This is a genomic window from Bacillus xiamenensis, from assembly GCF_000300535.1.
Classification (GTDB): Bacteria; Bacillota; Bacilli; order Bacillales; family Bacillaceae; genus Bacillus; species Bacillus xiamenensis.
On the sequence record NZ_AMSH01000077.1, the window covers coordinates 1 to 14,318 of the forward strand.

The following is a 14,318-nucleotide window of genomic DNA, read 5'->3' on the forward strand; positions in this document are numbered from 1 at the left end:
GAATGCGAGGGTTTGTCTACACGCTGAAAAGCCGATACACGATCGGCTTTTTCTCTTATTCAGCATCAAGCGGAACGACTGCTTCATGGAATAGTTGCTCTAATTCTGTTTGATGTTTTTGTTTCGTCGCATCATCCCAGCCAAAACGATCAGCCATATAGTCAACGACAGGCTGTGCATACGTTTTTGCCCAATTGATATTAAATAATAGGCTGCCTGTTCTTCTTAAGAAGAAATCAACCGGTGTCACGGCAAGTTCTTCCTCAATCGCATAGACAAGCTCAGCCAGTACATACGCTGGAATATTTCGTTTGTCTGCTTCACCTTGAAGCTGCTCTACACGCTTGAAGACACTGCTGACGTTTGAGCCGTATTTTTTGGCTAGTTTTTCAGCAATCGGTTCTGTCAAACCAATAGAAGCTCCTTCTGATGTTTTCGCTTGTACAAAGGCTGCCATATTTTTAGAACCGCCGACATGTCCGCCTGAAATTGGCAGATGCTTCGTTTTACATGGCCCGTAATCTTTTCCCGTTTCTTCTTTGAGTCCATCACGTACGAGGTCTACAATGTGCTCGGCCATTTTACGGTAGCCTGTTAATTTACCACCAGCAATCGTAATTAAGCCTGAAGGTGATGTCCATACCTCATCCTTACGAGAAATTTCTGAAGGATCTTTGCCTTCTTCATGAATAAGCGGACGAAGACCAGCCCAGTTGGATTCAACATCTTTTTCTGAAATGTTTAGATCAGGGAACATGTACTGGATGGCTTTGATGACGTAATCACGATCTGCTTTTGTCATACGCGGATGTTCCAGTTCTTTTTTGTACACTGTATCCGTTGTTCCAACATACGTTTTTCCTTCTCTTGGAATCGCAAAGACCATACGTTTATCAGGTGTGTCAAAGTAGATCGCCTGTTTTAATGGGAAAACAGATTGGTCAAATACTAGGTGGATTCCTTTTGTATGCTGTAAATGTTTCCCCTCTTTTGAGTGGTCCTTCTCTCTTAGCTGATCTACCCATGGACCTGTCGCATTGACAATTTTCTTCGCATATACATCGTATGTTTTCTGAGTCATGACATCTTCAATGACTACGCCGACAACCTTGCCTTTATCGTAAATAAATTCTTTGACTTTCGCATAATTGACAGCTTCCGCACCGAATTTCACAGCCTCTTTCATCACTTCAATTGTAAGGCGAGCATCATCTGTACGATATTCAACATAGTAGCCGCCGCCTTTTAAGCCGTCCTTTTTCACAAGCGGTTCTTTTGCAAGTGTTTCTTTGACACTTAGCATACTTCTGCGTTCGCTATGCTTGACTCCTGCTAAAAAGTCATACACTCTTAGACCAATTGATGTTGAGAACTTACCAAATGTACCGCCTTTATGCATCGGAAGAAGCATCCATTCCGGTGTTGTCACATGTGGCCCATTTTCATATACAATGGCACGCTCTTTCCCGACCTCTGCCACCATTTTCACTTCAAATTGTTTTAAATAACGAAGTCCACCGTGCACAAGTTTTGTTGAGCGGCTAGACGTACCAGCTGCGAAGTCCTGCATTTCCGCAAGACCAACGCGCATTCCGCGTGAAGCTGCATCAAGTGCTGTACCAGCGCCTGTAATACCCCCGCCAATGATAAACACATCGTATGGTTTTTTTGTCATTTCCTGAAGCATTTGTTCTCTTTCTAAGCTAGAAAAAGTCATCTCTTGTTCCTCCCATGTTGTACGGTAAAGAAAAAGAGACCGCAAACACCCAAAGCGTATTTCTACACTTCGGTGCTTGCGGTCTCTCCAGTTCTCCAACCGTTCTATTAACTTACTTGAAGTATACCATACTTTTTGTTTATTTGAAAGCTTGAGCTGCTTTTACAGCCTTTTTCCACCCGCTGTATAACGAGTTGCGGCTGTCCTCTTCCATTTTAGGCTCAAAGCGCTTGTCAAGGTTCCATTGGTTTGCAATGTCTGAACGGTCGTTCCAGAAGCCAACTGCTATTCCCGCAAGATAGGCCGCACCGAGTGCCGTCGTTTCATTAATTTCTGGACGTTCTACTGGTACATCCAGTAAATCACTTTGGAAGCCCATTAAGAAGTCATTCTTCACAGCTCCGCCATCGACACGCAATGTTTTTAATGAGATGTTTGAATCCTTTTCCATCGCATCTAATACATCTTTCGTTTGATAAGCAAGTGATTCTAATGTTGCACGGACAAAGTGCTCTTTGGAAGTACCGCGTGTTAAACCGAATACAGCGCCTCTGACATCACTGTCCCAATATGGTGTGCCTAGACCAACGAATGCTGGAACGACATAGACGCCGTCTGTTGATTCTACGCGCTTTGCATAAGCTTCGCTGTCTTTCGAGTCTTTAAACATTCTAAGTCCATCACGCAGCCACTGGATAGCTGAACCAGCAACGAAAATACTTCCTTCTAAAGCATATTCAACTTTGCCGTCAATGCCCCATGCAATCGTCGTTAATAATCCATGATCCGACTTAATTGCTTTTTCCCCTGTATTCATCAACATGAAACATCCTGTACCATATGTGTTCTTTGCCATTCCTGCTTCAAAGCAAGCCTGACCGAATAGCGCAGACTGCTGGTCTCCCGCCGCTCCTGCAATCGGGATATTTTTACCGAAGAAATGATAGTCGGTCGTTTCACCATAAATGTGTGATGATGGTTTGACCTCTGGCAGCATGGAAGCAGGCACGCCTAAAATATCAAGTAATTCTTCATCCCATTTCAGATCGTAAATATTGAACATGAGTGTTCTTGACGCATTCGAATAATCTGTCACGTGTGATTTACCGCCAGTCATTTTCCAAATGAGCCATGTATCGATTGTGCCAAATAGTAAGTCGCCATTTTCCGCTTTCTCACGTGCACCTTCTACATTGTCTAAAATCCATTTCACTTTTGTACCTGAGAAATAGGCATCGATGAGAAGACCTGTTTTATTTCTGAACGTCTCATTATGTCCTTGTGCTTTCAGTTCTTCACAAATGCCAGATGTTTGTCTAGACTGCCAAACAATTGCATGATAAACAGGTGCGCCTGTATGTTTATCCCAAACAACAGCTGTTTCCCGCTGGTTCGTAATCCCAATACCTGCGATTTGATCTGCTTCGATTCCTGATTCAATTAAAGCAGTTGAAATAACAGATAGAACAGAGCTCCAAATTTCATTTGCGTTGTGTTCTACCCAGCCTGGGTTCGGAAAATATTGATTGAATTCCTTCTGTGCTGTATGTGCAATTTTGCCCTCTTGATCAAATAAAATCGCTCTTGAGCTTGTTGTCCCTTGATCTAATGCGAGAATATATTTTTCTTTTGCCATGGTGTTTTCCTCCCCTTACATACTTTCATTTACAGTATTTGTTTGGTTTTTCGTAGAGACATAGAGTCCTAACAATACCACAACTAAAATAACGCTTACAATCCAAAAAGCTGGCGTGACGTTTGCTTTAAAGGCTGCATTGTAGAAAACACCGCCAAACGCTCCACCTAAAATTGGACCAACAACAGGCACCCAAGCATATTTCCAATTAGATGGCCCTTTACCTGGAATCGGCAATATTGCATGTGCAATTCTCGGACCTAAATCACGTGCAGGGTTGATTGCATAACCAGTTGTTCCACCTAACGAAAGACCAATCGCCACAATTAAGAAACCAACAATCAGCGGGTTGACCCCGTCTGCAAATTTATTTGCACCGATCGCCAAGATTCCTACTACCAATACAAATGTGCCAATCACTTCACTTAGTACGTTCGCAAAAGTATGCGGAATCGCTGGACCAGTTGAAAATACGCCTAGCTTTGCACCTGGATCGTCTGTTGCTTTCCAGTGCGGTAAGTAATGTAAAAAGACAATAATAGCTCCGAGTAATGCGCCAAGCATTTGACCGGTAATATACATTGGAACATCAGCCCAAGGAAAACTTCCTTCTAAGGCAAGACCAATTGTGAGCGCCGGGTTTAGATGTGCGCCGCTAATTCCACCAGTTGCATATGCTGCAATAGCCACCGCAAATCCCCAACCGAAAGCGATTACAATCCAGCCAGACTGATATGCGAGCGATTTCTTTAAACTGACGGCCGCACATACACCGCCTCCAAAAATAATCAGTAGCATTGTACCTACGACTTCACCCCAAAATGGTGTCATGAAAAATTCCTCCTCTGGTTCAGTTGCCATCCCCTATAAATGTGTAGAAAAGATAAAGAAAAAAAGATCCACAACAAACAGACTTTACATCAGGGTCATTTGTCACCTAGTAAAGCGTTGTTGTGGATCTCCATTTCTCCATCACATATCATTAACTTAGTGCTATAGTATCAGAGGATGAAAACGTTGTCAATCAAATTTCACATTTTATCTTTTTCACTTTTGGAACGCTTTCCAAAGCGCTGTATTCGATGTCGTCACAGCTGTCGCTCCTGCTGCAAGCGCCCTTTCTACATCTTCTTTTGTTCGGATAAACCCTCCTGCAAATATTGGTATTCCAGCTCTTTCGCGCACTTCTGTAATCAAATCTGGCACGACACCCGGCAATACTTCAATAAAATCCGGACGATGTTTCCCAACAAACTCCATGCTTTTTTCCATCGCACTTGTATCAAGTAAAAACATTCGCTGTATGGCATATACCTTTTTCTGCTTGGCTTTTACTATGACAGAAGACCTAGTAGAAATAATGCCTGCCGGTTTCATTTCCTGACAAATAAACTCCGTTCCATACTCATCATGTTTGATACCATGAATTAAATCGACATGGACAAACATTTTTTTATGATGTGCGTTTGCCTCATTCATGATGCCCTTCAGCCGGCCTAAGTGAACATCAAGTAAGACGCCATATGTAAAGGGACTTTTTAAAAATTCCTCAAATTGCTTTATATTACGAACAGCAGGTAGAATGGGTTGATCATGAAAACTCATATGCCGTCTCCTTCTAAAGTGTATTGGTTTAGCCTTCTCCTTACAGTAATAGAATCTCATGTTTTTTTCAATACACCTAGTGTGTCCATTGCCCAATCAACCTAGCAGCCCCGCCCTACTTCCCTGCACATAAAAAAAGCAGAGGAGTCTCTCTGCTCTATAGCTGTGCCATGCTTTCTTTTAAAGTATGAATAATAAATGAGGCGTCTTCATCTGTGATATTGAGCGGCGGTGCAATCTGTGCAACGTTATTATAACCAGCCACCGTATCGCCATTTTTTCCGATGATCAACCCGCGTTTTTTACATTCTGCAATGAATTGACCGACAACACTTGGATCAGCTGGCTTTTTGGACTGCTGATCCTGAACCAGCTCGATCCCAAACAGCAAGCCTTTTCCTCTGACATCACCGACAAACGGATGCTTTTTTAACTCCTGCAAGCGATCGAGCATGTCTCGGCCAAGTGTATCTGACCGCTCCACTAATTGCTCGTTTTCCATAATGTCCAGGTTGGCAAGTGCAACCGCACAGGAAGCAGGGTGACCCCCAAATGTATTCACATGACGCAGCCGGTCATACGTATCTTCTCCTGCATACGCTTCATAGATTTCTCGTTTCACGCACGTTGCAGAAAGCGGTAAATAACCGCTTGTGATCCCTTTTGCCATGGTGATGATATCTGGCTTTACTTCCTCATGCATAAAACCAAACCGCTTTCCAGTTCGGCCAAAGCCGCAGATGACTTCATCCACAATGAGGAGTGCCCCATGATCTTCACAGATTTCTTGAACCTTCTTCAAATATCCTTTTGGCGGCATTAAGATACCGCCTCCCGTAATGATCGGCTCCATAATGACCCCGGAAATGGTCTCGCTTAATTCCCACGTCATCGCTTGATCAATTGCATCAGCACTTGCCAAGCTCTCTTGGTCCTCAGGATGCCGATACATATCAGGGGGTGCGACATGGATGAAGCCCTGTCCTAATGGTTCATATTTATATTTACGCTGCGCTTGACCCGTTGCGGCGAGAGCGGCTGCTGTATTGCCGTGATACGATCGATATCGGGAAATGAATTTCGTGCGTGTACTCTCTCCCTTTTGCGCATGATATTGTTTGGCAATCTTAAATGCAGCTTCATTCGCCTCAGAGCCGCTGTTAGAAAAGAAGATCACATAGTCTCCGCCAAGCCATTCATTGAGCTTCTCAGCCAGCTGAATGGCTGGTACATGGCTTTGTGTCAGCGGATAGTAAGGCATCGTATTTAATTGCTGATATGCCGCTTCTGCAAGCTCTTTTCGGCCATATCCAGCATTCACACACCATAGGCCTGACATTCCGTCTAAATATCGATTCCCGTGAATATCTGTCACCCATGCGCCTTCTGCCTCATGAATGACCATACTTTCATTTTCCTTGTTTGTTCCTTTCATATGATGCCAAATCAACTGATCATCTTTCGCCTGAAGATCTTGAGCCTGCTCATGTGTTTTCATCTTCCCACGCCCCCATGTATCCGTTTTCATCATTAAAGAAACTTCGACCGGTCCAGCATATGGCCTCTCCATTCATTATATGGATGAAAAGTGAGGCATATGAAACTGAAACAAGACCGCCCGTTAGAGCGAACCAATCGTTGCTTTTATTATAAAAAAGGGGCAAGGCACATTACATTAGACAGATCGTCAACTGATTGAAAAGAACCATAAGACACTCTACTTGATACGTTGGCAAATCTAACATGCGCAGTTAATGGCGGTTCCCTTGCAAAAATTCATAAGCAAGGATTGCAAATTCAAGCGCTTGGCGTTTTGGTGATTGCATCATATCCTCACCAAGCAGCGCATGCAGCTTATCAAGTCTGTGATAAAGTGTCTGCCTGACAATATAGAGCTGGCTTGCGGTTTCTTTTTTAGAACCATTTGTCTGTAAAAAGATATTCAGCGTCTGAAAGAGCCTTCCGCTATTTTGTTTATCATATAAAATCACCGGCTCTAAATACTCTTTCACCATACTTTCTAATAGTCCGCTCTCTTTCATAACAGGCATGAGCCGAAGCATGTGTAAATCTTGATAAAATGGGCTTTCTACCCGCTGCGGCATCACTTTCTTTAAATGCAGCACTTCTTTCGCTGATTGAAAGCTTTTTCTCATGTGCTGAAACTGCTCACAATACTGCCCGATTCCAAAATTGATGACTGTGCCATGAGGCTGCTCCCGATCATATAATTGCTTGATTTCATTTGCTGCTTTCTCTGCACGCTCTTTCCAGTCTTCAATCTTTCTTGTATTCAATAAAATAAATAAGGTTTGTCCCTGATGCTCATACACGATCAAATGGAAACCAGCACGCTGAAAAATGGAGCGGCAAGAGACGAGAAAATAAAGGTTTCCTGCTATGTCTTCCAGCTGATGATTCTTTTGAAAAAGCATGACCACACAGCCGGTCGTTTTTTTTAATCCTTCCGTATCCTCAAGGTGTTCTAAAATATCTCTTTCTGTATGCTCTTCATGAAACCATTGCTGCAGCCATTCGTTCTCTTTTGTCTTCTTCAGCTCTTCTGTATAAAGCTCCCTTAATGTTTGCTGGGCAAGGGCATTCGCTCCCTTATCAAGCACAAGCAGTTCAAATTCTGAAAGCGTGTTCGATTGATGAATAAGCACAAGGTCTGCAAATGTTTGTTTAAGTGCCAAGACTTGCTTTTGAGTCACTTCGTATCCTTTTGGCAAGGAAGCATGTGCTAAATAATTCATGACAAGCTCTTCTGTTTGTTTGGAAGAATCACATAAAATAATGGGCTCGCCTTGAACAGGTATGAGTAAAAGAATTCCTCTCACATGCTGATACACTTGATCCAAAATATCCATCTGTGGATGAGGCTTCAGTAAAAGCTCATTCAGTCTTGATGATAATGCTTCTAAATCCGCCATCATTTGATACTGACGCTCGATCATCATCGTATGAAGGTGCTGCGTGATGTTGACGAATTTCACTTCTTTTGTAAACAGAATAAGCGGAAAATCTCGTTCTTCTGCATAAGCAATCAGTTCTTCAGGCACATCCAATCGTAGCGGTACAAATTCAATACACAGGCCGGCTGCACCTGAATCAATCAGCTGGCTTAAAAAATCTTGAAACACATCCAATTGATCCTGAAAGCCTGCGGCCGTCGTTAGGATGAGCTCTCCCCCATTTAACAAATCCTCTACAGCAGGCACTTCTAACACATGAACCCATTTCACCTGACGAAACAGTCCCTTTTCCCCTGCTAATACCTTCGCATGTGTAAAATACTTCGTTTTTAACACATCACTTACTTGGAAATGAACATCTACATTCATTCATATATCCCCCTTTTTGTGTGTCGTCCCCTATCCCAGAGGGTGCATGGATAAAATCCATAATAAAACAGGTAAAGTAACGATACTTAATATGGTACTAAGAAACGTCGTGCTTGAGACAAACTCAGGCTTCGTTCGAAACTGTACAGCCATCAGCGTAGTATTCGCTGCTGTCGGCATGGCTGCAACTAAGATCATAATTTGTTTCACCAAATCATCTACCGGTAAAATAAGCGTAAAGCCGAATGCGATCAGTGGTGAAATAAATAACTTTAGCAGCACAGCATAGGAAATATTGCGATAATCCACTTGTTTAAAAGAAATCACTGCAAGCTGCATGCCTAAAATGAGCATAATTGTCGGTATCGCTGCATCCCCAACAAGCTGAACACCCGTCATAAGCTCTTTAGGTAATGAAAGGTCAATGAGCTGAAATAATAGGCCGAGGAGCGCCCCATATGCAACCGGCATACGCAGCACCTTTTTCAACACGACCTTTAGATCTCCCGCATCCTCTCCGCCTTTTGCTGCATAATACATGCCGATTGTACTCATGACAAGCTGCTGGAGAACCATCAAAACGATGGCAATATCTAAACCAGCTGCTCCAAAGACAAGAAGGACAACGGGCGTGCCGTAATTCCCATTATTCATAAATGCTGATGACAAAATCATGGCACAATACGTTTCATTCGAATATCCGTAAATACGAGATAAAATGAAGACACATAAAACAAGCGAAAGACAGAGCCCTATGACAAATATAGATAAGTACACATAGTCCATCGATACTTTATTTTGATAAAAGGTTTCAAACGCAAGAAATGGTGACATTAAATATAAAGACATTGATGAGAGCGTATGTATATCAAAACCAATTGCCTTTTGCCCAATATATCCTATGAGGAAAATGCCGAACACTGGCATTAAGACAAGTAAAAACTCCATGCTGCACCTACTTTTCTCTAGATGAATTCCTTATTTTTTTGCTTTCTTATTATCATACCACTGATAAACAATAAAAAAGAAGCACCCTTATGAAAGGCCGCTTCTCTCCGCATTCATATAAAACACTTCCCACAAATGACCATCAAGATCCTGAAAGCTCCAGCCATACATGAAATCATGATCCTGTTTTTCCTTAAACGGCGATCCACCTGCTGCTATCGCCTGCTCCACCAGCTCATCTACCTCTTCCTTCGAATCAACCTGCAGCGAGATAATGACCTCTGATCCATGCCTAGCATCCACCAATTGCTTCTCTGAAATGGATTGAAAATGCTTGAGTGATAGCAACATGACGGTGATCGTATCATTTATCACCAAACAAGCGGCCTGATCATTCGTCAATCGCTGATCAAAGTCAAACCCTAGCTGCTCAAAAAAAGCCTTTGACTCCTTCACACCCTTGACCGGCAAATTAATATACAGATGTTTAGATTGTCGCCCCATATCCCTCTCCCTTTTTAAAACATGATGTCCTTTCAGTATATTCGTCTTTTGATTTGGCATCCCTTTGTCACAAGAAAAAATAAGCGCCAAGACTCATTACCTTATTTTAACAAAAATATATAATGAATCTCGAACATGATACTAAAAAAACTAGGAGGTTTTCTTGATGAAAACAATCGCAAAATCTTTGATGCTCTCCACTACTGTCCTTTTATTCGCTTCACCGTTCACACAGACAGCTGATGCTGCCTTTATTCAAACTAAGCAGGTTACAGCACAGAGTGATTTTCAGCTTCCTTCAATCACAGACACAATTAAACAAAACATCAAACTTTCTTTAGACAAACAAGAAAAATGGTTACAAAAATTAGAAGTGCTTGCAGGACAAGAAAAACGTGAACAATTTGAACAGTTTTTCAATCAACATGTAGGACCTGATTTAAAAAGTCTTTTAGAAGAACCTGATCTTACATGGAAACAAGTAGAAAAAACGATTGATCAATCTCTCATCAAATCAGGTGTTCCATTTTTAGCTGCCAAAAGCATTGCCCACTTTGCTACATCCGCATTAAAGAAAATGTAAATATAAAAGACAAGCGCCCTACATTACAGCGGGGCGCTTGTTTTGGTTATTTCTTATATTCAATATGATACACGTCTCTTCTTCGGTCCTTCAGCTGGCGAACCGTCCCATCTTGACGCTGCCTTCTTAATATTTCTAAGTCGACATCACCGACGACAACCATTTCTATATTCGGGTTGCACTCCCCTACAATGCCATCTCTTGCAAATTCAAAGTCAGATGGTGCAAAGATAGCAGATTGTGCATATTGGACATCCATATTTTCTGTTTGCGGAAGATTTCCAACAGTTCCTGAGATCACTGTGTAAATCTGATTTTCAACCGCTCTAGCCTGCGCACAGTAACGCACCCTTAAATAGCCTTGGCGGTCTTCTGTACAGAACGGAGTGAAAATAATTTTCGCTCCTTTATCAGCCGCAATCCGGGCCAGCTCAGGGAATTCAATATCGTAGCAAATTTGAATCGCAATTTTGCCGCAGTCGGTATCAAACACCCGGACTTGGTCACCACTTGAAATCCCCCACCATTTTCGTTCATTCGGCGTGATATGAAGCTTATATTGCTTTTCAATCGTTCCATCACGTCTAAATAAATAGGCGATATTGTAGATTTTCCCTTCCTCTTCAACGAAATGAGAACCTCCGATGATGTTAATGTTGTATTTTACAGAGAGATCTGTAAACAAATTAATGTAGTCCTCAGTATATTCCGTAATCCGCTGCACCGCTAGACTTGGGGATCTCTCCTCTAAATATGACATGAGCTGCGTCGTAAAAATTTCCGGGAAAACAGCAAAATCAGCTGACGCATCTGATGCAACATCCACGTAATACTCGACTTGATTCATAAACTCCTCAAAGGAATGAATTTGTTTCATCGCATATTGAATCACACAAATTCGAACCGGGAAAGCCGATTTATAATATCTTTTCGATTGCGGGCGATAATCGACATTGTTCCATTCCATCAACGTCGCATACGTGCTGGACGCTTTATCATCCGGCAAGTAATTCGGATTGATCCGCATGAGGCTAAATTCATTTAACAGCTGAAAAGATAAAACAGGATCATAAATTTGGTGCAGCATGACCTGCTCAACATATTGGCGGGGCGTCATTTCCTCTTGATATTTATGATAATTCGGGATACGTCCCCCAATAATGATGCTTTTTAAATTTAATCTTCTTGCTAAGTCCTTTCTTGCTTCATACAAACGATGACCAATTTTCATGCGGCGGTAATCAGGACTCACCATCACTTCAATTCCGTACATATTCATCCCATCTGGGTTATGGTTTGTGATGTACCCATCATCTGTAATGTCCTGCCAAGTATGCCGATCATCGTATTCATCAAAGTTAATTAATAAACTTGAACAAGAGCCAATGATTTCCCCCTCGAATTCCGCACAAAACTGCCCTTCTGGGAAATGTTCAAGATGGCTTTCAAGGTGCTCTCGTTTCCAAGGGTCCATGCCCGGAAAGCATACCTCTTGCAGTGCAATGATTCGATCAATATCTTCTTCCCTGATATTACGGATCACCATTCTTTTTTCAAACCGTGTTAAATCTAATTTTTCTGCCATGATGTTTTTGCCCCCTTACTGATCCTCTTTTTCAAGCTGATGGAATAGTTGGAGCAATTCGATTTCAGCCATTGATTCTAATCTGACATCATATTCTTTAAATTGCAGCGTGCTTGTCACTTTATTTGGGACGATCACACATTTCATGCCTGCTCGTTTGGCAGCGACTGCTCCATTCACAGAATCCTCAAATGCCACGCAATCTTTCGGATCTACACCTAAGCATTTGGCAGTTTGTAAATAAAGTTCTGGATTCGGTTTGACTTCTTCCACATCATCTGACGTGCGGATACATTCAAAATAATCAAAAAGCCCAATTTGCTTTAAGTGATCAGACACCCATTTATAGTCTGAGCTTGAGGCAAGTCCAATCTTTATCCCAAGCTCCTTTGCTGCCTCTAAATAAGCTTCTACACCAGGTCTTGCTGATTCATCCTTCATTCTCTTTTGAAAACGGGAACGCCGGTCCGCTGTAAGCGCCTCATGATCTAGTGTCTTCCCTACCTGCTGTTCCAAATATTCAAAGGGCTTAAAGCCTGCCTGCGTCCCAATGACCTTTCCCCATACCGAAAGAGGCAGCTCCGATTCATGCTCTGCAAACATTTCCTGCAGAACCTCATATTCATGTGTTTCTGTATCTAAAATTAATCCATCAAAATCAAATATAATCGCCTTTACCAACGAGGCCACTCCTTTTTTTACGAAAGTCTTAAATACGATACTCCATGCTATCATATCGTGAATAAAATTGACTTTCAAAGATGAATGTCTGCTAAAATGATTATGTATAAAAGGAGCCTGCATCGTTTGTCAGGCTCCTATCATGTTCGATTCATTCTGCAAGAGATCCAAGCGCTCCGATTCGTGGAGAATAAAGAATGTGAAAAAGAGCGGGTTTGGTATTACAGATCTTAAAGGTTTCTCCGTTCCCTTAAAAATAGTATGTGCGGCTACCTTGTAAGTTAACAAGGAAGTTCACACCAGCTTTTACGCATTTTGAAGGTGACGGCCTGCAAAATCATCTAAGTCAAACGGAAAAGAAAAGCCGCACGCATTGACTTGTTCACGGTTCAGCTCAAATAACTCACGATCTCGTTTGGTGATATGACGCTTTGGCTTTAACATAATGGTATGTAATAGCTGAAGACCTGATAAGATACGAAAAGCATCATCCATTGTCCCATTATAAACACCATCAATGAATGTAAGCGGGCGTTGTTTCTGCCGCTGTTCTCCATGTAAAGAATGGGGTAAAAGCTCTTCAACTTCCTTGGCAATTTCTTCAATTGCCTGCTCTTGAAGGTCTGTAGCAGCTTTCATTAATCTCACGTGACATCTACCTCTCTGTCGTTATTTCTCCATTCAGAATAGCACAGAAAAAAAGGCATTCGCCAAGGTAAGTGTTTCCTATATATACCCAAAGAGAGGACCAGATATCATGATCATAAAAGGACACACCCTTTCACTAAAAGTAGGTGAGCAGCATCAAGGCATTTCCTTAAGTCAATGTTTAAAGGACGAAGTGTCTGCCTCAAAGCCGATCATCCATTTTTGGATGGAGCACCAAAAAGTGCGCCTGAATCAAAAGCCTGCACACCACGCAGCAAAAGTCAGTGAAGGCGATCAAATCATCATTGATTTATTCGAAACAGAAGAAAGCGATGTGACGCCAGAATACGGAGAATTAGAGGTGCTTTTTGAGGATGAGCATTTACTGATTGTACAAAAGCCAGCTGGCCGGCCAACACATCCGAATGAAAAAAGGCAGACGGGCACACTTGCCAACCTTGTCGCCTTCCATTTTCAAGCGAACGGGGAGGAAAAACGGGTCAGACATATTCACAGGCTTGATCAAGACACAAGCGGCACCGTCATTTTTGCCAAACATAGGTTAGCGCATGCTGTCCTTGATCAAATGCTTTCTAAAAAATTGATAAAAAGAACGTACATGGCCATCGCACAAGGGCTTTTTCAGAAAAAGAAAGGAACGATCAATGCGGCAATCGGACGCGACAAGCACCATGCAGTCAGAAGGAGAATATCCCCGACTGGTCAAAGCGCATTGACTCATTTTGAGGTCATCAAACACAATAAACGTTTACAGATGACAGCCGTCAAGCTGCAGTTAGAAACAGGAAGAACGCATCAAATTCGTGTTCATCTTAGCAGTGCCGGTCATCCTTTAGCTGGAGATACATTGTATGGCGGTATGCGTGAGCATATCAACAGATGCGCTCTGCATGCCCAGCAAGTAGACATGAAACATCCATTTACAGGCGAGCAGCTTACGATAGAAGCACCGCTTCCAGCTGATATGGCTGAACTAATGGACAACATGTAGAAAGAGCCTGCTCCATACGCAGGTTTTCAGCGTGTAGACAAACCCTCGCATTCGG

13 protein-coding genes are annotated in these 14,318 nt (G+C 42.3%); 2 read left to right on the forward strand and 11 right to left on the reverse strand.

Features of this window, described 5'->3' with window-relative positions:
* Positions 1 to 55: 55 nt before the first annotated feature.
* The 8 genes from glpD to BA1_RS16870 form a co-directional block, all read right to left on the reverse strand.
* Complete coding sequence (gene glpD / locus BA1_RS16835; RefSeq protein ID WP_008361506.1) at positions 56 to 1,717, reverse strand: glycerol-3-phosphate dehydrogenase; 1,662 nt, start codon at positions 1,715 to 1,717, stop codon at positions 56 to 58.
* Positions 1,718 to 1,856: 139 nt separating this feature from the next.
* Positions 1,857 to 3,353, reverse strand: coding sequence for a glycerol kinase GlpK (gene glpK, locus BA1_RS16840; RefSeq protein ID WP_008361508.1), 1,497 nt, complete (start codon positions 3,351 to 3,353; stop codon positions 1,857 to 1,859).
* 15 nt (positions 3,354 to 3,368) lie between these two features.
* Positions 3,369 to 4,184 (reverse strand): MIP/aquaporin family protein, encoded by an 816-nt coding sequence (locus BA1_RS16845; RefSeq protein ID WP_008361510.1) that lies wholly within the window; start codon positions 4,182 to 4,184, stop codon positions 3,369 to 3,371.
* Between the two features lie 216 nt (positions 4,185 to 4,400).
* Positions 4,401 to 4,958, reverse strand: a complete 558-nt coding sequence (locus BA1_RS16850) for a glycerol-3-phosphate responsive antiterminator (protein ID WP_008361512.1) — start codon at positions 4,956 to 4,958, stop codon at positions 4,401 to 4,403.
* A 157-nt stretch (positions 4,959 to 5,115) separates the two neighbouring features.
* The gene (locus tag BA1_RS16855; RefSeq protein WP_008361514.1) at positions 5,116 to 6,456 is read right to left on the reverse strand and encodes an aspartate aminotransferase family protein; all 1,341 of its coding nucleotides are present in this window, start codon (positions 6,454 to 6,456) and stop codon (positions 5,116 to 5,118) included.
* A gap of 253 nt (positions 6,457 to 6,709) precedes the next feature.
* On the reverse strand, positions 6,710 to 8,302 hold the full coding sequence (locus BA1_RS16860; protein WP_008361515.1) for a PucR family transcriptional regulator: 1,593 nt from the start codon (positions 8,300 to 8,302) through the stop codon (positions 6,710 to 6,712).
* Between the two features lie 30 nt (positions 8,303 to 8,332).
* On the reverse strand, positions 8,333 to 9,250 hold the full coding sequence (locus BA1_RS16865) for an AEC family transporter (RefSeq protein ID WP_008361518.1): 918 nt from the start codon (positions 9,248 to 9,250) through the stop codon (positions 8,333 to 8,335).
* Positions 9,251 to 9,337: 87 nt separating this feature from the next.
* The gene (locus BA1_RS16870; protein ID WP_034739878.1) at positions 9,338 to 9,754 is read right to left on the reverse strand and encodes a VOC family protein; all 417 of its coding nucleotides are present in this window, start codon (positions 9,752 to 9,754) and stop codon (positions 9,338 to 9,340) included.
* Between the two features lie 166 nt (positions 9,755 to 9,920).
* Here BA1_RS16870 and BA1_RS16875 point away from each other — a divergent pair, with 166 nt between their 5' ends.
* The gene (locus BA1_RS16875; protein ID WP_008361521.1) at positions 9,921 to 10,337 is read left to right on the forward strand and encodes a hypothetical protein; all 417 of its coding nucleotides are present in this window, start codon (positions 9,921 to 9,923) and stop codon (positions 10,335 to 10,337) included.
* Positions 10,338 to 10,383: 46 nt separating this feature from the next.
* Here the strand turns inward: BA1_RS16875 and BA1_RS16880 are convergent, their stop codons facing one another.
* The 3 genes from BA1_RS16880 to BA1_RS16890 all read right to left on the reverse strand — a co-directional run bounded on the left by BA1_RS16880 (position 10,384) and on the right by BA1_RS16890 (position 13,251).
* Positions 10,384 to 11,922, reverse strand: a complete 1,539-nt coding sequence (locus tag BA1_RS16880; protein WP_008361523.1) for a bifunctional GNAT family N-acetyltransferase/carbon-nitrogen hydrolase family protein — start codon at positions 11,920 to 11,922, stop codon at positions 10,384 to 10,386.
* 15 nt (positions 11,923 to 11,937) lie between these two features.
* Positions 11,938 to 12,603 carry an HAD family hydrolase gene (locus BA1_RS16885; protein ID WP_008361524.1) on the reverse strand — a complete coding sequence of 222 codons (666 nt, stop codon included), beginning with the start codon at positions 12,601 to 12,603 and terminating at the stop codon, positions 11,938 to 11,940.
* A 306-nt stretch (positions 12,604 to 12,909) separates the two neighbouring features.
* Entirely contained in the window at positions 12,910 to 13,251 is a 342-nt protein-coding gene (locus tag BA1_RS16890) for a DUF5365 family protein (RefSeq protein ID WP_008361526.1), read from the reverse strand.
* 109 nt (positions 13,252 to 13,360) lie between these two features.
* Between BA1_RS16890 and BA1_RS16895 the strand changes: the two genes are divergently transcribed.
* The gene (locus tag BA1_RS16895; protein WP_008361528.1) at positions 13,361 to 14,263 is read left to right on the forward strand and encodes an RluA family pseudouridine synthase; all 903 of its coding nucleotides are present in this window, start codon (positions 13,361 to 13,363) and stop codon (positions 14,261 to 14,263) included.
* Positions 14,264 to 14,318 lie beyond the last annotated feature (55 nt).